The organism is Nonlabens ulvanivorans, assembly GCF_032922765.1.
Lineage (GTDB): Bacteria > Bacteroidota > Bacteroidia > Flavobacteriales > Flavobacteriaceae > Nonlabens > Nonlabens ulvanivorans.
Map to the genome: position 1 here is coordinate 1,839,641 of NZ_CP136694.1, position 23,198 is coordinate 1,862,838.

At 35.0% G+C, this 23,198-nt stretch carries 16 protein-coding genes; 4 read left to right on the forward strand and 12 right to left on the reverse strand.

Annotated features, from left to right (window positions below):
• The first annotated feature begins 15 nt into the window (after positions 1–15).
• Positions 16–1,137, forward strand: coding sequence for a glycoside hydrolase family 53 protein (locus R1T42_RS08215; protein ID WP_317290005.1), 1,122 nt, complete (start codon positions 16–18; stop codon positions 1,135–1,137).
• On the opposite strand, the gene R1T42_RS08220 is transcribed toward R1T42_RS08215, so the two are convergent.
• The gene (locus tag R1T42_RS08220) at positions 1,134–2,261 is read right to left on the reverse strand and encodes an LIC_10190 family membrane protein (RefSeq protein WP_394805704.1); all 1,128 of its coding nucleotides are present in this window, start codon (positions 2,259–2,261) and stop codon (positions 1,134–1,136) included. The two genes, R1T42_RS08215 and R1T42_RS08220, sit on opposite strands and share 4 nt — an antisense overlap.
• On the reverse strand, positions 2,228–2,812 hold the full coding sequence (locus tag R1T42_RS08225; RefSeq protein ID WP_394805705.1) for an LIC_10190 family membrane protein: 585 nt from the start codon (positions 2,810–2,812) through the stop codon (positions 2,228–2,230). Before R1T42_RS08225 ends, R1T42_RS08220 begins: the two co-directional genes overlap by 34 nt.
• A 135-nt stretch (positions 2,813–2,947) precedes the next feature.
• Here R1T42_RS08225 and R1T42_RS08230 point away from each other — a divergent pair, with 135 nt between their 5' ends.
• The 3 genes from R1T42_RS08230 to R1T42_RS08240 all read left to right on the forward strand — a co-directional run bounded on the left by R1T42_RS08230 (position 2,948) and on the right by R1T42_RS08240 (position 9,106).
• Positions 2,948–3,847 (forward strand): ABC transporter ATP-binding protein, encoded by a 900-nt coding sequence (locus R1T42_RS08230; protein ID WP_036580384.1) that lies wholly within the window; start codon positions 2,948–2,950, stop codon positions 3,845–3,847.
• Between the two features lie 2 nt (positions 3,848–3,849).
• A complete protein-coding gene (locus R1T42_RS08235; protein WP_317290008.1) occupies positions 3,850–7,539 on the forward strand; it encodes an ABC transporter permease/M1 family aminopeptidase in 3,690 nt (1,229 codons plus the stop codon).
• A gap of 142 nt (positions 7,540–7,681) precedes the next feature.
• Entirely contained in the window at positions 7,682–9,106 is a 1,425-nt protein-coding gene (locus R1T42_RS08240; RefSeq protein WP_317290009.1) for an SDR family oxidoreductase, read from the forward strand.
• Between the two features lie 54 nt (positions 9,107–9,160).
• On the opposite strand, the gene ctlX is transcribed toward R1T42_RS08240, so the two are convergent.
• The 10 genes from ctlX to rpsK form a co-directional block, all read right to left on the reverse strand.
• Positions 9,161–10,102, reverse strand: a complete 942-nt coding sequence (gene ctlX / locus R1T42_RS08245) for a citrulline utilization hydrolase CtlX (RefSeq protein WP_317290010.1) — start codon at positions 10,100–10,102, stop codon at positions 9,161–9,163.
• Positions 10,102–11,022, reverse strand: a complete 921-nt coding sequence (locus R1T42_RS08250) for a dimethylarginine dimethylaminohydrolase family protein (RefSeq protein WP_036580372.1) — start codon at positions 11,020–11,022, stop codon at positions 10,102–10,104. The genes ctlX and R1T42_RS08250 overlap by 1 nt, the downstream gene beginning before the upstream one ends.
• Positions 11,023–11,151: 129 nt before the next feature.
• Positions 11,152–12,438 (reverse strand): citrate synthase, encoded by a 1,287-nt coding sequence (locus R1T42_RS08255; protein WP_036580371.1) that lies wholly within the window; start codon positions 12,436–12,438, stop codon positions 11,152–11,154.
• Positions 12,439–12,708: 270 nt separating this feature from the next.
• Positions 12,709–17,934: a reprolysin-like metallopeptidase gene (locus tag R1T42_RS08260; protein ID WP_317290011.1), complete on the reverse strand. Its 5,226-nt coding sequence runs from the start codon at positions 17,932–17,934 to the stop codon at positions 12,709–12,711.
• A gap of 179 nt (positions 17,935–18,113) precedes the next feature.
• Positions 18,114–19,394, reverse strand: coding sequence for a phosphopyruvate hydratase (eno, locus tag R1T42_RS08265; protein WP_036580366.1), 1,281 nt, complete (start codon positions 19,392–19,394; stop codon positions 18,114–18,116).
• Positions 19,391–20,509: a glutamine-hydrolyzing carbamoyl-phosphate synthase small subunit gene (carA, locus tag R1T42_RS08270; RefSeq protein ID WP_317290012.1), complete on the reverse strand. Its 1,119-nt coding sequence runs from the start codon at positions 20,507–20,509 to the stop codon at positions 19,391–19,393. The genes eno and carA overlap by 4 nt, the downstream gene beginning before the upstream one ends.
• An 86-nt stretch (positions 20,510–20,595) precedes the next feature.
• The gene (gene rplQ, locus R1T42_RS08275; RefSeq protein WP_036580362.1) at positions 20,596–21,069 is read right to left on the reverse strand and encodes a 50S ribosomal protein L17; all 474 of its coding nucleotides are present in this window, start codon (positions 21,067–21,069) and stop codon (positions 20,596–20,598) included.
• A gap of 28 nt (positions 21,070–21,097) precedes the next feature.
• Entirely contained in the window at positions 21,098–22,090 is a 993-nt protein-coding gene (locus R1T42_RS08280) for a DNA-directed RNA polymerase subunit alpha (protein WP_006795793.1), read from the reverse strand.
• A gap of 23 nt (positions 22,091–22,113) precedes the next feature.
• Positions 22,114–22,719, reverse strand: a complete 606-nt coding sequence (gene rpsD, locus R1T42_RS08285; protein ID WP_042247937.1) for a 30S ribosomal protein S4 — start codon at positions 22,717–22,719, stop codon at positions 22,114–22,116.
• An 84-nt stretch (positions 22,720–22,803) separates the two neighbouring features.
• The gene (gene rpsK / locus R1T42_RS08290) at positions 22,804–23,193 is read right to left on the reverse strand and encodes a 30S ribosomal protein S11 (protein ID WP_036580357.1); all 390 of its coding nucleotides are present in this window, start codon (positions 23,191–23,193) and stop codon (positions 22,804–22,806) included.
• Between the last annotated feature and the right edge of the window lie 5 nt (positions 23,194–23,198).

The following is a 23,198-nucleotide window of genomic DNA, read 5'->3' on the forward strand; positions in this document are numbered from 1 at the left end:
CCCTATATTTCACTTATGAAAAAATGCTTTTATCCATTTCTGGTTTTTCTATTATTGATCTCTTGTACGACTAATGATAATGACAGGCAAGCAGAACCAGAATCTATTGAATTCTATAAAGGAATGGACCTTTCATTTTTACCTGAAATAGAGTCAGATGGAGTAGTTTTTAAAGATGAGAATAGTCAAGATATCGTTGATAATTATGCTTACCTAAAAAGTCGTGGTGTTAATTTAGTACGTATACGTTTATGGATTAATAATACAAGCGGACTTTACAACCTCAATTTTGTAAAAAATCAAGCCTTAAAGGCTAAAGCGCAAGACATGGATTTTTTACTGGACTTTCATTACTCAGACACATGGGCAGATCCAGGATCACAGGATATACCTATCGTATGGGCAACACAGAACATTACCTCAATGACCGAAAGTATTAAAAATTATTCGCAAAATGTTTTACAAGAGCTAGTTCTTCAAGACACTCCACCAGCGATAGTACAAATAGGTAATGAAACTAATAATGGGATGTTATGGCCATTGGGCCAAATATATTCTTCTGGTGGTGAAAATTGGGATAACTATATTCAACTCACTAAAGCTGCTATTGAAGGAGTATTACTAGCTTCTCCAGAATCTCAAATCATGATTCATCATGCAGGTATAGAAGGCGCTGATTATTTTTACGAGCAATTAGTATTTCATAATGTAAATTTTGACATTGCTGGTTTAAGTTATTATCCTTGGTGGCATAATAATGATATCGATTTTATTGAGAATCAACTACAATCATTTGCTATCGGTATTTCTCAAAAGATTATGATTGTTGAAACAGCCTATCCATTTACTCTGAACTGGGATGACAATACTAATAATATTGTAGGGTTACAAGATCAACTCATCGCTTCATATCCTGCAACACAAGTTGGGCAAAGAACCTTTATGTTACGCATTCATAATATGATGAAAAATTTACCTAACGATAAGGGTTTAGGTTACTGCTACTGGGCACCAGATTGGGTAGCACATCATACTGGCAGTTCTTCTCAGACAAGCGGTAGTAGTTGGGAAAATCTTGCTTTATTCAACTTTAATTATGAAGCTAATACGGCTTTAGAAATTTATGAATTAAATTAATTTTTAATTTTTACATATTTAAACCCTTCACTTATTGAATCTCCTAATTTCTGAATAGAAATTTGATACTTATTCTCCATAAACTCTACATATCTTCCATTTACCGCCGGAAGTGGTAAGTCATAGGTTCCGTATAAGAAACTATTATTTAAGGGTGAGTGATATTGCAACTCATCTTTTGTAACTTTTTTAAAATCATTAGGATAAATAGACTTAGGCGCTGGCTGAATCAATAAATTCAATGCATGTAAATTATAATTTCTTATCATTAAATCGTTATCTGTAAGTCTATTTTGCAGTCCCGTAAAAGTTGCGATTATTAACCCGACAAACAAAAAGGTTAAGATTAAGAAATTAACTGTTTTGTGACTCAGTTTAAACATTAACAATCCCGACAGAACCGCGGAAGGAACCAGTAAAGGAATAAAAAACCTAAATTGTGGAGAAGTGACAAACAATACAACTACGTGAAATAGAAAAACTATAATAACGCATTTAATAGCCGGCTTTACTTTTTTAGTGAATAGAAATATAAATGAAATTAATATACTCAATAGTAAAATTTTATTGAGCAAACCTTCCAATCCTGAATGAAATAACCAAGATTGGCTAAGTTCAAAAGCGTTCATTTCAGTAATCACTGTTGGAGAGACACCAAAAGCTTGTGCTTTAGTTATACCATTGTAAAAATTACTTACGCTTAGAGGCAACTCCCATACTGTCTCTGTAACAATTCCGTAATCTAAGGGAAATAACGAAAGACCGGTGACAACTAAATTTTTTCCTATAAATAAACTTAGAAAAAGTAATCCAACAAGCATCCAGCTTACGTTCTTTTTAACCTGATAATATTTTAACCATATCATAATTACTAAAATAAATAGTAACACCATGATGACTTTAAAATAAATAATCTGACAACAAAAGAACGTCAAAATGATAAATTCTTTTTCATCCCAATGATGCCATAATTTCAAGAATTTATAAATAAGTATATAAGTTAAAACATAAACAGCTGTATCTGGACTAGGAGCACTTATAAACGTAAAGCAAATCAGGGATAAAACAACCAGTCCCTTACGATAGTATTTCAAAATATAGTTATCATTAATGTCACTCTCCAAACTACACCTATCAATAAATAGAAAGCACTTAAATCATTAAATCTATCATATACACTATCAAAATTAAGAGCCGCTTCTAATATGTGGAAACCACTTTGTTGGGCTAGGTAGACATGCAAATTAGCTAGCCCCTTTACAAGACCATATTTATCTAACCACTTTATCGTTTGAATATAATAACTTTCGTTGTCAATCACGTAAGCTGGCAACGATGTGCAATAAACAATTGCCAATATTGTAAAAAGCAAGGTTAACTTATTGAGAAAAGAAAGCTTGAGAATATTATTTTTAGATATTTTCAATTGCTCGTAAACTTCAGCTCTATTATAAAAAAACACAACAGTTGATAAAAAAATCAATGAAAATGACCATAAACCAGCTAATGGTAGAAAAAACATCCAGAGGCTAGAAAAAATGGTGATTGTAACCAATCCTAATAGAACTATATCTAAAGGTAACTTAACCTTTATTGACAATAGTTTACTAGTCCCTATTCCAAGAGGAAATAAAATTATTATCAAAAGAAAAAAATATAGAAGTATTATTATCACTGTTGGATCAATTTATTAATCTTCTAAACTAAACCTTATTAAAGAAATCAGAAAGAGAAAAGTTTCATACAACTGTAACAAATCTCTTTTTCAAAGTACTAACACTTAAAACCAATTATTCAAGAACTGTTTATTATGATACTAAGCCTTAAAAATGTTTCTAAAACTTACCCTAATGGCGTAAAAGCGTTAGATAATGTAACTATTAATATTAACGCAGGAATGTTCGGCCTACTAGGACCTAATGGTGCTGGTAAATCCTCTATGATGCGTACCATTGCTACATTGCAATCACCAGATTCTGGAAGCATACACCTAGACGGATTAGATATCTTAAATAATAAAATTGAATTCAGGAAGACACTGGGATATTTACCTCAAGAATTTGGTGTATACCCTAAAATGAGCGCTCATGATTTACTTCATTATTTTGCAAGTCTTAAAGGTATCACTAGCAAGGCTGAACGTAATGCTATCGTTGACAAAGCACTTGAAGTAACTAATTTAAGTGACGTACGCAATAAACATGTAGCAGGTTATTCTGGTGGGATGAAACAACGTTTTGGTATCGCACAATTACTATTAAACGATCCTAAATTAATTATTGTTGATGAGCCTACCGCAGGGCTTGACCCAGCAGAAAGACATCGTTTTCTTAATGTTTTAAGAGAAATAGGAACTAATCACATTGTTATATTCTCTACACACATTGTTGATGATGTAAAAGAACTTTGTACTGATATGGCAATTCTCAATGGCGGTAAAATACTAGCACAAGCAACACCTAAACAAATGACTGCTGCACTTGCTGGTAAAATATGGACCACTACTGTAGAACGAGATGGAATCGAACAAATGCAACAAGATTTTAATGTGATTTCTTCTAACTATAATGAAGATAATAAACTTAATGTACGTGTTTACGGAGAGGTTTCTCCTGGTGACGCTTTCGCGAAAGCTGACCCTACACTAGAAGACGTATACTTTACGACTTTGAGTAATGACAAGTTTATTGCTGCAACTGAAATCGCTTAATCATGTTCTCAACGATATATACACACGAAGTAAAAACCTGGTTTAAGAAACCTCTTTTTTACATATACGCAGGCGTTCTATTTCTATTATCATTATTAATATCTGCACTTGCAGTAGGTGTCTTTGATAGCGATAATGTGACTGTAACAAGTGCCATTAAATTAAATGGAGCGGTAGGTATCTATAGTCTTTTAGGCTTTTTTGCTATACTTACTTATCTATTAATTCCTTCAATTATAGGAGGAACAATACAGCGTGACTTTAAGAATAACATGCACAATGTGCTTTATTCTTACCCATTAACTAAATGGAATTATTTACTAGCAAAGTTTAGTGCTGGTATGACGATGACCTTATTAATCATCATTGCTAGTTTAATAGGAATCACCTTAGGTTTTTATTTACCAGGTGCCAATGAAGAGTTAGTTGGTCCTTTTAAAATCATGAACTATCTACAGCCGTTTTTAGTTTATATTATTCCTAATGTGTTCTTTTATGGTGCTATTGTATTTGCTATTACTGCATTTTTAAGAAATGTCAATATTGGGTTTATGTTTGTTTTAGTCATGATCATTCTGCAATTTGCAGCAGGATCTAGTGTCCCTACTATGGATGACTCTTACTGGGTAGAATTACTAGAGCCTACTGGTGATAGTGCCACTTATAGTCAGATTAAATATTGGACTCCAGAAGAACAAAGCACTCAATTAATACCTATTACCGGAACCTTACTTTACAACAGGTTAATCTGGTTAGGCATATCGTTACTCGTTTTTATCGGTGTTTTATTTGCGTTTAACTTTTCACAAAACCCCACGAGTCTATCACTGGCAAAAACCAAAGCACAGCGTGTCACTAAAAAGAACTTTGGAACAATAACTAAAGTTGTTATGCCACCAGCTACTCAAGATTTATCTTTCTTTGGACAACTTAAAACGGCATGGATTATTGCAAAATCTGATATCGCATACATTGTTAAAGGATGGCCTTTTATAATTATAGCTTCAGTTGCATTTGCGTTCTCATTATTGACTATGTTAATTACCGGACAGCAGTACGGAACTGATATTTTGCCTAAAACTTGGGTAATGCTTCAATTTGCAGGTGGTATCTTCAGTACGTTTGCTTACCTATTAATATACTTATATACTGGATTAATAATGGATCGAGCAAAAGCAGCTCATATTAATCAATTAGTAGATGCTACACCTACCAGAAATTGGACCATGTTATTATCAAAGTTTATAGCTATGGTAGTCATGGTAGCAACCATTTTATTGATCGTGATCTTGAGTGGTATTATCATTCAGGCTTATAACGGTTTCTTTGAGTTTGAGTTACCATTATACCTTTTTGACCTTTATGTAATTAATATCTGGGATTTCATTCCTTGGATTATGATGTCTTTATTAATTCACACACTGATTAAAAATAAATGGGTTGGTTTAATAGTATTATTAGTTCTTGCCATAGGTATTCCTCCACTATTAGGAGCTATAGGTGTAGAACAAGGACAGTTTATATTTAATCAAGGTGCTGGTTCACCTAGTCCTAGTGACATGAACGGATATGGAAGTGGATTAGGGAAATACTTTACTTATAGAGTTTATTGGATGCTATTAGGTATTGCATTATTTGCTCTTGCGGTATTATTCTACCGTCGTGGTATGGGAACTTCTATGAAAGAACGTATTGCATTTGCAAAAGCACGATTGTCAAAATCAATCATCGCTGTAATGGCCGTTTCATTACTAGGATTCTTTGCAATAGGTGGTTATATGTGGAAAGTTAATAATATTGATAACGAGCAAATCTCTGGTAAAGAACAAGAGGAACTACAGGTAAATTATGAAAAGGACTTAAGTAAATATGCTAAAACACCTCAACCTCGATTAGTAGCTGTCAATACTTTTATGGACATCTTCCCTAGCACACGTGATTTTAAAGCTGGGGCTACCTACACTCTAGTAAATCAAACTGATGTTGCTATTGACACCTTACATGTTAATTATCCAGATAGACCTACAGAAATTACTCTAGATCTAGAAAGTGATATCGTCAAAGATTTTGAGGATTACAATTACCGCATGTATCAATTTAAAAAGGCGCTACAACCAGGTGATACTTTAATCATGAAGTTTGAGACTGAGAATAAGCCGAATACATTCTTTGACAATAACTCGCCGGTGGTGGATAATGGTACTTTTATTAATAACAGTATTTTCCCATCCATTGGATATAGTGATCAATTTGAAATACGTAACACTCAAGTACGTAAAAAGTATGATCTAGAACCTAAAGATCGTCTTCCAGCACCAGATGCTCCAGGCGCAAGAGATAATAATTACATAGGTGGTAATAGTGACTGGATAGATTTTGAAGCAACGGTTAGTACTTCAAGTGATCAAATCGCCATTGCACCAGGATATCTCATTAAAGAATGGGAAGAAGATGGACGTAAATATTATAACTATAAAATGGATTCTAAAATCCTCAATTTCTATGCTTTCTTAAGCGGCCGTTATGATGTTAAGAGAGACGAGCATGATGGTGTGAAATTAGAAATATATTACCATCCAGATCATGACTATAATGTCGACCGTATGATGAGTGGTTTAAAAGAAGGACTAGATTATTATAACGATAATTATACACCATATCAGCATAGACAGGCTCGTATTATCGAGTTCCCAAGAACTGGTGGTGGTTTTGCACAAGCATTCCCAAATACGATTCCTTTTAGTGAGGCGATAGGTTTTATAGCAGATGTTGATGATGAGGATAATGACGCCGTTGATTACCCATTTAGTATAACTGCTCACGAACTCGCACACCAGTGGTGGGCACATCAAGTGATAGGTGCAAATGCAAAAGGAGCAACGTTACTCTCTGAAAGTTTATCTGAGTATAGCTCTCTTAAAGTCCTTGAGAAAGCAAACGGTAAAGAGCAAATGCGCAAATTCCTTAAAGATGCGATGGATGGTTACCTACTAGGTAGAACTGTGGAGCAAATTAAAGAGAATCCATTGATGTATAATGAAAATCAGCAGTATATCCATTATCAAAAAGGATCACTTGTATTATATGCCATGAGTGACTATCTAGGTGATGAGAAATTTAATGCGGTCATAAAAAGATTTGCAGAAAAGCATCAATTTAAAGGAGCTCCTTATCCAGTTGCAACAGAGTTTGTAAATGATATTAAAGCAGTAACGCCAGACTCATTACAATATCTAGTAACTGATATGTTTGAAACCATTACCTTATATAATAACAAGGTAAAAGACGCTACCTATCAAGAATTACCAGATGGTAAATATCTTGTAACCCTAGATGCTCAAGTAATCAAGTATCGTTCTAATGAGAAAGGTAAATCTGTTTATAAAAATATCGCTGGTGACAGCCTAACTTTCACACCTGAAGGTAAAACCAAAGCACTACAGTCATTACCACTTGCAGACTATATTGAGGTAGGAGTTTTTGGTGAAGTAGACGAGGACACTGGAGTAGAAAAAGTTCTTTACTTGAAAAAGTTAAAAGTGACTGAGATCTCCAACAATTTTGACATCATCGTTGATGCTAAACCTGTGGAAGCTGGTATCGATCCTTATAATAAGCTGATTGATAGAAATAGCGACGACAACAGGTCAAAACTATCAGAAAAAAAATCTAGCACTACTGCAAAAGAATAAAGTTTTTATTGATTAGAGTAGGTTACCACTTACCATTTTAGAATTGTGTTGCAGCAATTTTAAGATGGTAAGTTTTTTTGTGCCAAACGCTTTTAACAAATCCATATAGAATTACCATACAATTGCTCCTTATCTTTAAGAAATGAAAGTTCTACTCACAGGTGCAAATGGTTACATAGGTATAAGATTACTATATGAATTACTCAAACAAGATCATGAAGTAATCTGTGCGGTGCGCAGTGCAGCACGACTATCGGTTCCACAAGAGATTAAAGATCAAATTAAAATAATAGAAATTGATTTTTTAAACTTAAAACCTCATCAAGAGCTTCCGCAAAATATTGATGCTGCTTACTATCTTATTCATTCAATGAGCAGTAGTACAGAAAGTTTTGACACGATGGAAGCAGAAAGTGCGATGAATTTTGTGCAACTTATTAATAGTACCAGCTGTAAGCAAATCATTTATTTATCAGGTATAGTTAATGAAGATAAACTTAGTAAACACTTGCTTTCGCGAAAGCGTGTTGAAGATCTTCTCTACACAGCAACAGCTGCAGTGACAGTACTAAGAGCAGGAATTATAGTAGGTAGTGGAAGTTCGTCTTTTGAGATCGTGCGTGACTTATGCGAAAAACTGCCTTTAATGATTACGCCTAAATGGGTCAACACAAAAACACATCCTATTGCTATACGTAATGTGATGAGCTATTTAACAGGCGTTTTAGGACGTGAAGACTGCTATAATCACAGTTATGACATAGGTGGTAAAGATGTCCTGACATACAAGGAAATGATGACTCGTTATGCCAAGATGCGTAAAATTAAACTATACATCATCACCGTTCCAATCATGACTCCTAAGCTTAGTTCTTATTGGTTATATTTTGTTACCAGCACTTCTTATAAACTAGCACAAAACCTGGTTAACAGCATGGCAATTGAGGTAGTTGCGCAACCTAATGATTTGAGAGAAAAACTAGGCATTCAACTTTACAGTTATGAGGAAGCACTAGATATGGCATTTGCTAAAATCGAGCAAAATCAAGTAGCTAGTAGTTGGAAAGACTCTATGGTAAGTGGTCGATTTAAACTTAACCTCAATAAATACAAACAAGTCCCTAGCTATGGTTGTTTAAAAGACGCTCAACAGTTAAAAACTGATGATCCAGATGCTGCGCTCGAACGCATATGGTCTATAGGTGGTAAGAACGGATATTACTATGCTACTTTTTTATGGAAAATAAGAGGCTATGTAGATAAACTTATGGGTGGTGTAGGTTTACGTCGTGGTCGTACAAATGCAAATACCATCTATGCAGGAGATTCTTTAGACTTTTGGAGAGTCCTAGTAGCAGATAAGAAAGAGAAAAGATTACTTCTATTTGCAGAAATGCGCGTTCCTGGAGAAGCCTGGCTTGAGTTTGAAATAGATGAAGATGATATGATACATCAAACAGCAACTTTCAGACCTCGAGGTATATGGGGACGATTATACTGGTATTCTATGCTACCGTTTCACTACTTTATTTTTGCAGGAATGATCAGGCGTATTGCAAAAGGATAAAATAAAAAGGGCAGAATTTGCTTCTACCCTTTTTCTATACCGATTGAGTCTTAATTACGATTTTGGTAAAAATACCTCTGCCATCATACATCTCACGGATCCACCACCTAAGGTTTCAATAGTTTCAATAGATGGATGCAATATCTCATTATATTTTTCTAGTTTTTTGATCTGGTCTGCAGTTAACGATTGGTAAGCTTGATCACTCATAATCAGTAACCTATCACCTACCTCATTATGGACTTGCATCATATTACCAGCAAATGCGTTTACTTGATTTTCAGTTATCGCTATGACTTCTTTTCCATCTTCTTTAAGATGTTTTAATACACTCTTACGCTCAGATTTATCATCTATACTGTCTAAACAAATGACCGCATAATTCTCTCCCAGCGCCATCATCACATTAGTATGATAGATGGGTAGTCGTTTATCTGCAACTGTTTGGTAAGCTGTAAAGACTACAGGTGTATATTCAAAATCTTCACAAAACTCTATAAATAATTCCTCGTCTGCACGTGGAGATATACTACAATAAGCCTTTTTATTTACTCGATCAAGTAATAAACTACCTGTTCCTTCTAGAAAAAAGCCTTCATCCTCTGCACTAGTATAGTCTATGATGTTTGTAATACTAAATCCTTCTTTCTCTAGCGTGTCTAAAACTTCTGGTCTGCGTTCCAGACGTCGGTTTTCTGCAAACATGGGATAAAGGGCTATATCACCATTTTGATGTGTAGAAATCCAATTATTAGGAAAAATTGAATCTGGCGTATCATTCTTTTCATCGTCTGAAATAATGATCACATGGATCCCTTTGTTTCTTAACGCAGTTGTAAAAGCATCAAACTCTCCTTGAGCTTGGTTATTTGCAATATCATTTTTAATACGTTGGTGCGCCTCTTGATCTTGGTAATAATTATTTACAGCTGTTTGCTCATTTAAACGGAACTGTACCGGTCTTACCATAAAAACCGTATCTGTAATTTGTTTCATTAATCTCTTATTAGTGGTAAAGTAGAACATCTTAACAAGCCTTCTTGTTTAGAAATTTCGGCATATGGAACTTCTTCTACAGTTATTCCATGACTGCGCAACCATGTGTTTAATCGTGTAAAATTCTTTTCAGAAATAACGACATCTGGTGCTATAGAAAAAATATTAGAATTCATGTAATACATTTCTTCTTGTGTAATCTCAAAACAGTTTTCTTTACCAAAAAAATCGACTAAATATTGATATTCTTCTTCTTGTAAAAAACCATTCTTATGAATAATGCATTTTCCGTTACCTACCGGCTGGAAACAGCAATCCAAATGTAATGCGTTGTTATAAGGGTCTAGGTTGTCTTTTCTCAAATTGAAGGAAACGACTTTTTTATTAGGAAAGGTTTTTTTCAACCAGTCTATAGCTTCAACGTTGGTGCGCGCAATGATATAATCTGCATAGTCCTCACCACGATAAGTCCCTACAAAGATATATTCACCATGCAGCATGACATCACCACCTTCAATATGTACTTCTTCTGGTGGTCTAATAACCTTATCAGGATTTATTTGATCAATGATATACTGTATTGCTTCTATTTCTTCCTCACGGTCTGGTAATATATTTGCCTTAACAAAAACATCATTTATTACAAAGCCTATATCTCTTGTAAATATCTGGTTACAATCCTCAATGTGTGTTGGTCTATAGACTTTAACATCATACTTTTGAAAAACGGCATTTACCGCTTCCATCTCGATCACCATGTCTTCATTTGTAGGATAGGTTCCTGCTAGGATGTGCTCGCGTGATTTAGGGTCATAAGCATCCTCTAATGCAGGCACAGGACCGTTGCTTGCAGCTGTTCCTAGTATAACGGCACGCAATCGTGACGTCTCATCAATTACATTAAGATTTAATTTATTCATATTGCGAATTTAATAATATAACAACCACTTTTTTACGAGATCGACAATGAGTTTATCAACTTTATTATCCAATAAAAAACTCCCTAACACAACGCGCTAGAGAGTTTATAAATATTATGATTTAAGATATTATCTTTCAGATACTTCTTTAAATGATCTAGAGTTCTCACCCGTATACACCTGACGTGGACGACCGATAGGCTCTTTATTTTCACGCATTTCTTTCCATTGCGCAATCCAACCTGGTAAGCGACCTAATGCAAACATCACTGTAAACATTTCTACAGGAATACCCATAGCACGATAGATAATCCCAGAATAGAAGTCAACGTTAGGGTACAGCTTACGATCTACAAAGTAAGGATCTTCTAGAGCTTCTTTTTCTAGACCTTTTGCGATATCTAATATAGGGTCATCTACACCTAATGAATTAAGAACCTCATCTGCAGCAACTTTTATAATTTTTGCTCGCGGATCAAAATTCTTATATACTCTGTGTCCGAATCCCATTAAACGGAATGGATCATTTTTATCTTTTGCTTTGGCCATGTACTTTTTAGTATCACCACCATCTTCTTTAATTCCTTCTAGCATCTCAAGAACTGCCTGATTTGCTCCTCCATGAAGTGGACCCCATAAGGCGTTAATTCCAGCACTTAAACTTGCAAAAAGTCCTGCATGTGAAGAACCAACGATACGCACTGTACTTGTAGAACAGTTTTGCTCATGGTCTGCATGAAGGATTAATAATTTATCTAACGCTTGAGAAACGATAGGATCAACAACATACTCAGAATTAGGTTTCTTAAACATCATTTTAAGAATGTTATCTACATAACCCAAACTATCATCGCCATAATCAAGCGGTTGTCCAGTACGTTTTCTTAATGCCCATGCCACAAGAACAGGGAATTTACCCATAATCTTAACAATCGCATTATACATATCTTCTTCACTATCTACATTCACAGATGTAGGGTTAAATGCTATTAACGCACTTGTAAGTGAAGAAAGCACACCCATAGGATGAGCAGACTTAGGAAAACCATCTAGAATTTTCTTTACGTCCTCATCAACATGAGAATTTGCCTTTATGTCTGTATGAAATTTATCTAATTGCTCTTGTGTAGGCAATTGTCCAAAAATCAATAGATATGCTACTTCTAAGAAATCTGCTTTATCAGCTAGTTCTTCAATGGAATACCCACGGTATCTAAGAATACCTTCTTCTCCATTAAGAAAAGTTATAGCACTCTCACAACTTCCTGTGTTCTTATATCCAGGATCTATTGTGGTAATACCACCTGTTGCACCTCTTAAAGCCTTAATATCTATGGCTTTTTCATTTTCTGTTCCAGTGATTATTGGGAATTCATATTTATTCCCATCGATTTCTAAGATAGCTTTTTCTGACATTATTATATTTTGGATTTAACTCCTTCAAAAATAATACATAGACCGTTAAGTTGTCGTTAATCGAGACTAGATATTTAACAGATTTAAGAAAATATTTTACTTTTCTATATCGATTTCGACAATTAACTATGATTTGGCAGATATTTATTTGTTAGTGGGATGATTTCAATACGCTTTCGCGAAAGCGTAATTACAATCACAAAACAAAACGACGACCAATAATGATCGCCGTTTCAACTGTCTGATAGTTCCCAAAAACTTATTCAAACATTATTTTACAATGATTTGCAGAGTAGCGCTCTCATCTAAAGTTGAGACTTTAACTAAATACATTCCACTACTTAAATTTGATTGAGGTTTAATGGTAAGGCTGTTATTAAATGTAGCCTCTTGATCGTGTATCAATTGCCCAAGTGTATTATATAAACTTACCTGAACTTCTTTACCATTTAATAAATCGCTTTGAATAGTAAACTGACCGCTACTAACTGGATTAGGAAATAATCTAAGGTCAGCCTGTAGATTTATATCGTTACTACTTAATGTAACATTTTCAAAAACGATTTCAAATCTGTTGATATCATTACTTGCTGCATCACCTGGCAAAACATCAAAATCAATAGAGTTAGCACCTTCTACAAGATCTGTACGGTTTGTGGTGTAGTGATCTATTAGTACTGGTTTTACTCCTACTAATCCGTCGATTAACACTTGCATGGTGTACTGAGTTGCTCTAAATCGATCAGTTAGTAAGGTCATATGATCTCCTACAACGGGCATTATATTTTTATCAATACTCAATAGATTTCCATTATTGACTATCGCAAGAGTTTCATCTTGATTATAAAACTTTACAGCATCGCTTTGATCTATTTGAGGATTATTTGCACTATTTATTCTTCTTACAGTTTGGTCAACAATAGTTTGGGTACTGCGATTCACCAGACTTATAAGAACACTTGAATTGTTTTGTGGCTGATTGAAAATATTATTTAAATCTTCACTCACTTTTTTATGAGATTCTTTAAAAGTAATATTTGCTGCACCAGTCGCTTGAATAAAAATAGACTGTCCAGGTTGTAAATACTTATTTGCATTACTAGCAAAAGGTATAGGATCACCGTTAAGTGTACTCATGTCAATAGTAGCGTATGCTCCTCTTGTGTTTAAATTAGGATCCCAATAGTATGCAAAATTCACATTAACACCAGAAGTTGATACATCATTAAGAACAGTTTTAAAGTCAACATTTGCTTGGTATGGATTTGCTATCATTATAAAATCTCCATTACTGGTAGCTAGTGAACTATTAAAGTCACCTAGATGCAAATCACCTTTTGCTCTTAGTGTTGTATTGGTAGCTGCAGGAGCATTTTGAGTAATATCAACCGTCCTATCTCCTCTTACCATTAAACGATATGCAGTACCTACTTGTAACTTATCTACATCTGTGTTGGCTTGAGATGCCCAAACAGAATTTACGGCATCATAAGTAAACATAGATGGATTACCTGATGCTGTCATATCAAATCCATTTGCACCAGTAAGTGATCCTGTTATATGTGTACCTAATCCAGCTATCGCTGATCCATTTTCTTGCCAGTTTTCATAAATTGAATTAGTTGAATTAACAGAAGAAGCTACTAACCTAAAAGCTCTTTTTGCAGGAATATATCGCTCTACCTGTACAACTCCATTAATAGTAGCACTACTGGCATCATCTAATTGAGCAGTTCTATTGACATCACTACGGAAAACGATGTTCCCATTAGTATTTATAGTAGTACTAGCAGGCGTAAATACATCATGTATATTCATTACTGCAGTTATTGATATTGTATTTGAACCTGTCATCGTTACTTGACCTATGTCGATAATTCCATCACCTGATATAGACTGTGCACCAGAACCTGAAAAAATAAGCTGCCCATCAGTTGCACCTATATATCCATCAGTTGAAATATCACCTAAGACAGTGAGGCTATTATTAAGGAATAAACTATTTGCATTCCCTATAACTTGAAAATTATTAATTTGAGAATCCGTACCAATAATAGCTAAGCCATTTATTACTTGGGCGTTTAGAGAGCCGGTATCTGCGTTAGGTGCAAAAGGTGTCCATCCATTATCATAAATTAAAGTAGGCTCTTCAATAGCTATATTAAACGTTTGAGCATTCATTAATGTATTAGCATTACCTAACACAGTAAAGTCAAAGCTATCTGTAAGCACCATTTCAGTTGAATCATGATTATAGACTATTCTATCATTATTAAGATCTGATTGTGTAAAAGTATCTCCTAAATTAAGAGCAACACTACTTAATTCTAGACCACCTTGTTTAGGTAATCGCATAACTACGTAAATCATATTTGCGTTAGTCGTACCTGCTTGTTGAGTTCTAAGTAGAGTCTGGTCGATTATTGAAGTTGCTCCATATGCCGTAGTCAATAGATTGTTTCTATTATTATCGATATCATTTACATATTGCAGTCTCCCACAAACAGTAACACTGAATTCATTAAAAGTACCACCTGTACCAGAAGTTCTATCTGTTGCCAACAAAACCCATTCTCCTTGAGCACTTAGTCCGTTAAATCTTGAAAAAGCCTGTCCAGGTCTTAAATTCCCGGTTAAAGCACCTGTATAACCAGGATTACAAGCAAAAGCTGCAGTACCTTGATCACTAACAATCAAATCAAAATCTCTACCGGCAGCACATTCTCTATTATATACCTCTGAAAAACGGCCTGACGGTGAGCTTAACTGCATTTTAATATGTCCAGTATCATTATGATCTGCACGCATGTAAAAGCTTAAATTAGTAATCTCAATATCGTCGGGAACATTTACACGTGCACTTACTGCGTTAACATCTGTCTCCCAGATATTATCATTGTTTTCAAAGTATTCATTATCATAGACATTACAGACATCTTGAGCTGTCTGGAATGCAGCTATTGATGCTATTGATCCGGTAGCACAACCATTTGAAGGTGTTATCCTCCAATAATATATTTGAGAAGGATTAAGTGATGTAGTCTGTAATGATGTCTCATTAATAACAGTTGAACTTTCTATAATTGAAGAGAAATCAGACGTTGATGAAACCTCTACTAAGTAGCTTGAAGCACTAGGTAAGTCTTGCCATTCTAATACAGGATTTGCGACCTGATTACCAGCACCATTTAATGGAGATAGGATTACAACCTCGCCTACACCATTATCAAATACTTTTAAGTTAAACTCTTCATCAATGGTAGCAGAGTTTGCAGTCGCAACTACTCTAAAGTTGTATAAATCTGCGTATACTTGATCTGTTCCTGTTACTACTACATTTACCGCTGTAGAGATTGATGCAGAAGAAGGACTAAAAGACGCTGTAAGTCCAGATGGTAATTGTAAAGCACTAAATGTCACTACTTCATTAAATCCAGGTGCTGCATTATAATTAAAACTAAAACTTGCGTCCGAAGGCTGACATGTAGAAATATCAACCGATGGAGCTGATAATTCAAATGTACCTTCTTTAATTTCAAAATCGTTCTCTGAAATATTGAAGAAGTAGTTACCAACTGCTTCTACCATTACACGAGCTTGACTCGTTTTAATTCCAATAGGTAAATTAAGTGTATGACTTCCATCATTTGGAGTACTGTTAACAAGAACTATTGGGTACGTATATCCACCATCTAAAGAAAGAGATAATTTAACTTGTGTTGCATAAGTTGAAGAATTAGTACCATTTACATCCCATAATATCGTTCTACTTTCACCTTCATACCATGTCTCGCCTCCACTAGGCGCATTAACCTCTACCGGTCCATTTGCTCCTACAGTTATAGTAAGACCAGCAAAATCAGTTTGTCCACCATTAGGGTTATTATCTCTAATCGTACAAAAGAATCTCATATCTCTCTCAACACTAGGTAAAGTTTCCCAAGTTGGATTTACACCATTTACCAAGTCATCAAGATTAGGAAAATATCTAGTAGGACTAGTCGTCGCAAACTTAGACCTAAACATAGGACCAGTTGAGTTAGTAGGCAATGGAGGCTGTGTTGCACCAGTATTTGCTGCCGTACCTGTATCCAATTGTTCCCAATTATAAGTATAAATTTCTCCAGTGTCTGGAGTTGTTGATGAGCTAGCTGTCAATTTAAACGGTGTCGATTTAGGAATAGTTTTAGGCCCATCATTTACCGCTGCTGGAGCTGTAAGATTACCGTTTAACGTCAAATCAATTTCAGTATCACACGTGTCCCCATCAGAATTACCTTGCATCTGAAATAGACTAATTAAATGAAAATAAGCATCACTATTCTCTTGAACATTAGGCGCACATATACCAGCATATCCCATGATAGTACTAGCGCTACCAGATTCATATGGTGAAGACGATGGTGAACCACCAAAACAACCGTTATAGAAAGTGTGTGCTGCACTAAACTGGTGACCTATTTCATGACATACATAATCGATATCAAAAGGATCAAACTCTGGTGTCACAATTCCAGTAACTCCTTGTCCTTTAGTACTTGCACAAGGACTTTGACCTGCAATTCCACCTCCACCGGTAGAAAAGACATGACCTATGTCATAACTAGCAGTCCCGATCCTATTATTGATGTTACTAGTATTTGTCCCTAACATCTGAGAACCACTATAATTATCATAAGGATCTGCAAAACCTTGATTGTTTTGATCATTGAAATAAATCAACCTATCATTATTTGCAACTAGTGTAAATCTAATTGACATTTCTTGCTCATAAACACTATTAACACGTGCTAGAGTAACTATAATAGCCGCAAGAGCATCTGCCCTAGCATCTCCATTGGCCGCATTACCATCATCGTGATACGAAGTATACTCTGATGTTGTAGCAATTGCAATTTGATAAGTTTTAAAAGTCAAGTCTCTAAAGGCCTTTGTTTGAAATTCACTTATTTCTGGCATATTAGCATTATTAACTAATTCATCAGTATGACATTCAAAACTTAAATCCGTTCGCACTAAGTCACGACGGTTGTACACCATGATATCATCTGGCGTCACTTTAGAAAAAGGATCCATATATAGAATACTTTCTCCCGTAATTACACCTCTAAATCCTTGAGGCGTTATCGTAAAATATATTTTATTTAATGATGTACTAGAGTAACCGTAGTATGAATGGATATCAGGAAAATCAGTCATTAACTGTGATTCCATCGCTCCAGCATCATATACATTAAATGTTTCGAATTGGTCATTACCTATCGGAAAATCTACTGCGATTGAAGCGCCACCTGAAAATCGATCTACAGCGCCTTCCAATTTTAAAACTAACGCATCTGGATTGATATGGTATAAATCATAACTAGCAGGTTTTATCGGCCTTTGAGCATCTGTTAAAGACGGTAATCCGTCTTTAGAAAAGTTTCCCCATATCACGCCTTGACTATAAGACAATGATACAGAAAGAAATACAAGAATAAGTACTATTTTTTTCATGTTTAATCGTTTTTGGGAAGCACAAGTATGCAACACCAAAACAACAAAAACAACATTTAGACGATTAAAATGAATTTTAACGGGTTTTTATTGCATTTCATCGATGTAAAAAAGCCACTTATAATAAGTGGCTTTAAAATATTGGCTTTCGCGAAAGCGAACTAGTATTCAGTCTATAACTAAAAAGCGTTACGTGCAGGATAATATGCACTTTCCTGTAGTTCTTCCTCTATACGCAATAACTGATTGTATTTTGCCATGCGATCAGAACGAGAGGCGCTACCTGTTTTAATCTGACCAGTGGACAATGCTACCGCTAAATCAGCAATAGTATTATCTTCAGTTTCTCCACTACGGTGAGACATTACCGATGTGTAGCCAGCTTTATGAGCCATTGTCACTGCAGCGATAGTTTCAGTAAGCGTTCCTATTTGATTCACTTTAATAAGAATAGAATTAGCAATTCCTTCTTTAATTCCTCTAGAAAGTCGCTCTACATTAGTAACAAATAAATCGTCACCAACTAGTTGAACTTTATCGCCTGCAAGATCTGTAAGGATTTTCCAGCCTTCCCAATCGTTTTCATCCATTCCATCTTCTATAGAAATAATTGGGTATTTTGTAGCCAGAGAAGCAAGATATTCTGCCTGCTCTTTACTAGACCTTATAACACCTTTATCTCCTTCAAATTTTGTATAATCATATTTACCATCGACAAAAAATTCTGCAGCAGCACAATCTAATGCAATCATAACATCTTTACCTGCAGTGTAACCGGCATTATCAATAGCTTTAATAATAGTATCTAAAGCATCTTCAGTTCCATCTAAAGTTGGAGCAAATCCACCTTCATCACCTACCGCTGTACTTAGACCTCTTTCATGTAAAACTTTTTTCAAGTGATGAAATATCTCAGTTCCCATTTGTAGAGCATGGCTAAAACTCTCAGCCTCTACTGGCATTACCATAAATTCTTGAAAAGCTATCGGTGCATCACTATGAGAACCACCATTGATAATATTCATCATAGGCACAGGCAATGTACATGCACTCATACCACCAATATATTTATATAAAGGCTGATTTAATTCAGCTGCAGCAGCTTTAGCACATGCGAGAGATACTCCTAATATGGCATTTGCACCAAGTTTTGCTTTGTTAGGCGTACCATCAAGGTCAATCATTAATTGATCAATATGCTGTTGATCAAAAACAGAAGTACCCATTAATTCAAGCGAAATTACTGTGTTTACGTTATTTACAGCATTACCAACACCTTTACCCATATAAGATTTACCGCCATCTCTTAATTCTACAGCCTCATGCTCACCCGTAGAAGCACCTGAAGGTACCGCAGCTCTTCCCATAATACCGTTAGAAGTAATTACATCAACCTCTACCGTAGGGTTTCCTCTTGAATCAAAAATTTGTCTTGCGTGTACGTCAATTATTGTGCTCATGCTATATGTTTTTTAGTTGTTTTAATTAAATCAATGAATTGGTCAAATAAATACGTTGCATCATTAGGGCCTGGACCAGCTTCTGGATGATATTGAACGGAGAAACAAGGTTTATTTTTAATTTGTATACCTGCAACAGTATCGTCATTTAAATGCAGGTGTGTTATCTCAATGTCGCTATTTGCAATTGCTTGAGACTTATTAATGGCAAAACCATGATTTTGAGATGTGATCTCGCCTTTTCCTGTAATTAAATTTTTAATTGGGTGATTGATTCCTCTATGACCGTTATGCATTTTATAAGTAGACACACCCATCGCGAGTGCAATCACTTGATGACCCAGACAAATTCCAAACAGTGGATTATTAGATTCTATAATTTGTTTTGCAGTTTCTATAGCCTTAACTAAAGGTTCCGGATCACCAGGACCATTAGATATAAAATAACCATCTGGATTAAATGCAGCCATCTCTTCATAAGAAGAATTGTATGGAAACACTTTTATATAAACATCTCTCGATGCTAAATTGCGAAGGATATTACTTTTTATTCCTAGATCAAGTGCTGCAACCTTAAATCTTGAATTTTTATCACCATAAAAGTAAGGCTCTTTACAAGATACTTTTGAAGCTAGCTCCAACCCTTTCATGGAAGGAACATTATTTAATTTAGATTTTAAAGCCTCTAAATCATCCACATCAGTAGAGATAATGGCATTTTGTGCACCATGATCTCTAATATAACGAACCAAAGCTCTTGTATCAACATCAGATAGTATTACAAGCTTCTTTTCCTCTAAATATTTAAATAAATCTGATTGAGCAGCAGGCCTTGAAAACTCTTCAGAAAAATTCTTACATATCAAACCTGCTATTTTAACAGAATTAGATTCAGCATCATCATTAGTAACGCCATAGTTACCGATATGCGCATTAGTTGTCACCATAATCTGACCAGTATATGATGGATCAGTAAAAACTTCTTGATAGCCAGACATACCAGTATTAAAACAAATCTCTCCAGTAGCAGTACCACCTTCACCAATTGCTTTACCATGGAATATTGTACCATCTGCTAAAAGTATAACAGCGTCTTTTTTATTCAAATAACTCATAATAGAAATTGTTTTTCAAAAATAATTTAAAAAAAAAGGACCAATGCGAAAGCATTGATCCTTTTATCTACATATTATCAAAGATATTACTCTTCTTCATTAGTATTGTCTGTTGAAGTTTCAACTGGGGCAGCAGTAGAAGATTTACTTCGACGACTACGTCTAGTATTTTTCTTCTTACCTTCGTTAGGGCTGTAAATTTCATTAAAATCTACAAGCTCAATCATTGCCATATCAGCATTATCTCCTAAACGATTACCCAACTTAATAATACGAGTATATCCACCTGGACGATCAGCTACCTTAGAAGAAACGTCTCTGAATAATTCAGTTACAGCTTCTTTACTTCTAAGCTTAGCAAATACTAAACGACGATTATGAGTTGTATCTTCTTTAGATTTAGTAATTAACGGCTCTACAAACTGCTTTACAGCTTTAGCCTTTGCTACAGTAGTATTAATACGCTTGTGTTCAATTAATGAACAAGCCATATTTGCCAGCATTGCCTTACGGTGTGCTGTCTTTCTACCTAAATGATTAAATTTCTTTCCGTGTCTCATCTTATTTTGTTTCTTTAACTAGCCTAAACTAGTCACGGTCAAGTTTATATTTTGATAAATCCATACCGAAGTTAAGTCCTTTAACGTTCACAAGTTCTTCAAGCTCAGTTAAAGATTTCTTACCGAAGTTTCTGAATTTCATCAAATCATTCTTATTGTAAGAAACTAAATCACCTAGTGTTTCAACTTCAGCAGCTTTAAGACAATTTAATGCACGTACAGAAAGTTCCATATCTACAAGTTTAGTCTTAAGCAATTGTCTCATGTGAAGGCTTTCTTCATCATAAGTCTCTGTTTGTGCAATCTCATCAGCTTCAAGAGTGATTCGCTCATCAGAGAACAACATGAAGTGATGGATAAGTGTTTTAGCAGCCTCAGTTAAAGCCTGCTTTGGGTGTATACTACCATCAGTAGATATTTCAAAAACTAGTTTTTCATAATCAGTTTTTTGTTCTACACGATAGTTTTCAATACTATATTTGACATTCTTTATAGGAGTAAAGATAGAATCAATAGCTATTGTACCAATAGCTGCGTTAGGATTCTTATTCTCTTCAGCTGGAACATATCCTCTACCCTTCTCAATAGTTAATTCTAAATTAAGACTAACAGATGATTCTGTATTACAGATAACCATTTCAGGATTCAAAACCTGAAAACCTGAAATATACTTCTGCATATCTCCAGCGGTAAAGGTATCCTTTCCTGAGAAAGAAACATTTACAACCTCACTATCAACTTCATCAATCTGACGTCTGAATCTAATCTGCTTGAAATTTAAAATGATTTCAGTAACATCTTCAACTACTCCTTCGATTGTTGAGAATTCGTGATCCACACCTTCTATACGTATAGAAGTAATAGCAAACCCTTCAAGTGATGAAAGTAATACTCTACGAAGAGCATTTCCCACAGTAAGACCATATCCTGGCTCTAAAGGTCTGAATTCGAATTTACCTTCAAAATCAGTAGAATCAATCATGATTACTTTATCCGGCTTTTGGAAATTTAATATTGCCATAAGATTACTTTGTGGATTAATTATTATTTAGAGTACAATTCAACAATCAACTGTTCTTTAATGTTTTCAGGAATTTGCATTCTTTCAGGTACACTAACGAAAGTTCCAGACATGCTTGATTTATTGAATGTAATAAAATCATAAACATGTTCATTACTGGATAAGGACTGATCAATAGCACTTAAAGATTTTGATTTTTCACGAACAGCGACAACATCACCAGGCTTCAATTGATAAGAAGGGATATTAACTAACTCTCCATTAACAGTAATATGTCTGTGTGAAACTAACTGACGTGCTCCACGACGAGTTTTTGCAACACCCATTCTGTAAACCACATTATCTAAACGTGACTCACATAACTGAAGTAATACCTCACCAGTAATACCAGTACTACGAACAGCCTTTTCAAACATTAAACGGAATTGCTTCTCTAGCACTCCATAAGTATACTTAGCTTTCTGTTTTTCTTTAAGCTGAACCGCATACTCTGATTCTTTTCCACGGCGTCTTGCATTACCGTGCATACCTGGAGGATAATTTTTCTTCTCCAAAGCTTTACTAGGGCCAAAAATTGGTTCTCTGAATCGACGTGCAATTTTTGCCTTAGGACCTCTATATCTTGCCATTTTACAAAATTTATTGAATGATGTACTGTGAATTCAGGTCAATATCCTTCGACAGCCACATAACCATTCGTTATTAATAATTAATTAAACTCTACGACGTTTAGGTGGACGACAACCATTGTGTGGTAATGGAGTAACGTCAATAATTTCAGTTACTTCTATTCCTGAATTGTGAATACTACGAATAGCACTTTCACGACCATTACCTGGACCTTTAACGTAAGCCTTTACCTTACGAAGACCAGCTTCATGTGCAACTTTGGATGCATCTTCAGCAGCCAATTGAGCTGCATAAGGAGTGTTTTTCTTAGAACCACGGAAACCCATCTTACCTGCAGATGACCATGAAATAACTTCTCCTTTTTTATTTGTCAAAGAAACCAATATGTTATTGAAAGAAGATGAAATATGAACTTCACCAACTGATTCAACAATTACTTTACGCTTTTTTGATACTGTTTTAGACTTTGCCATATCAA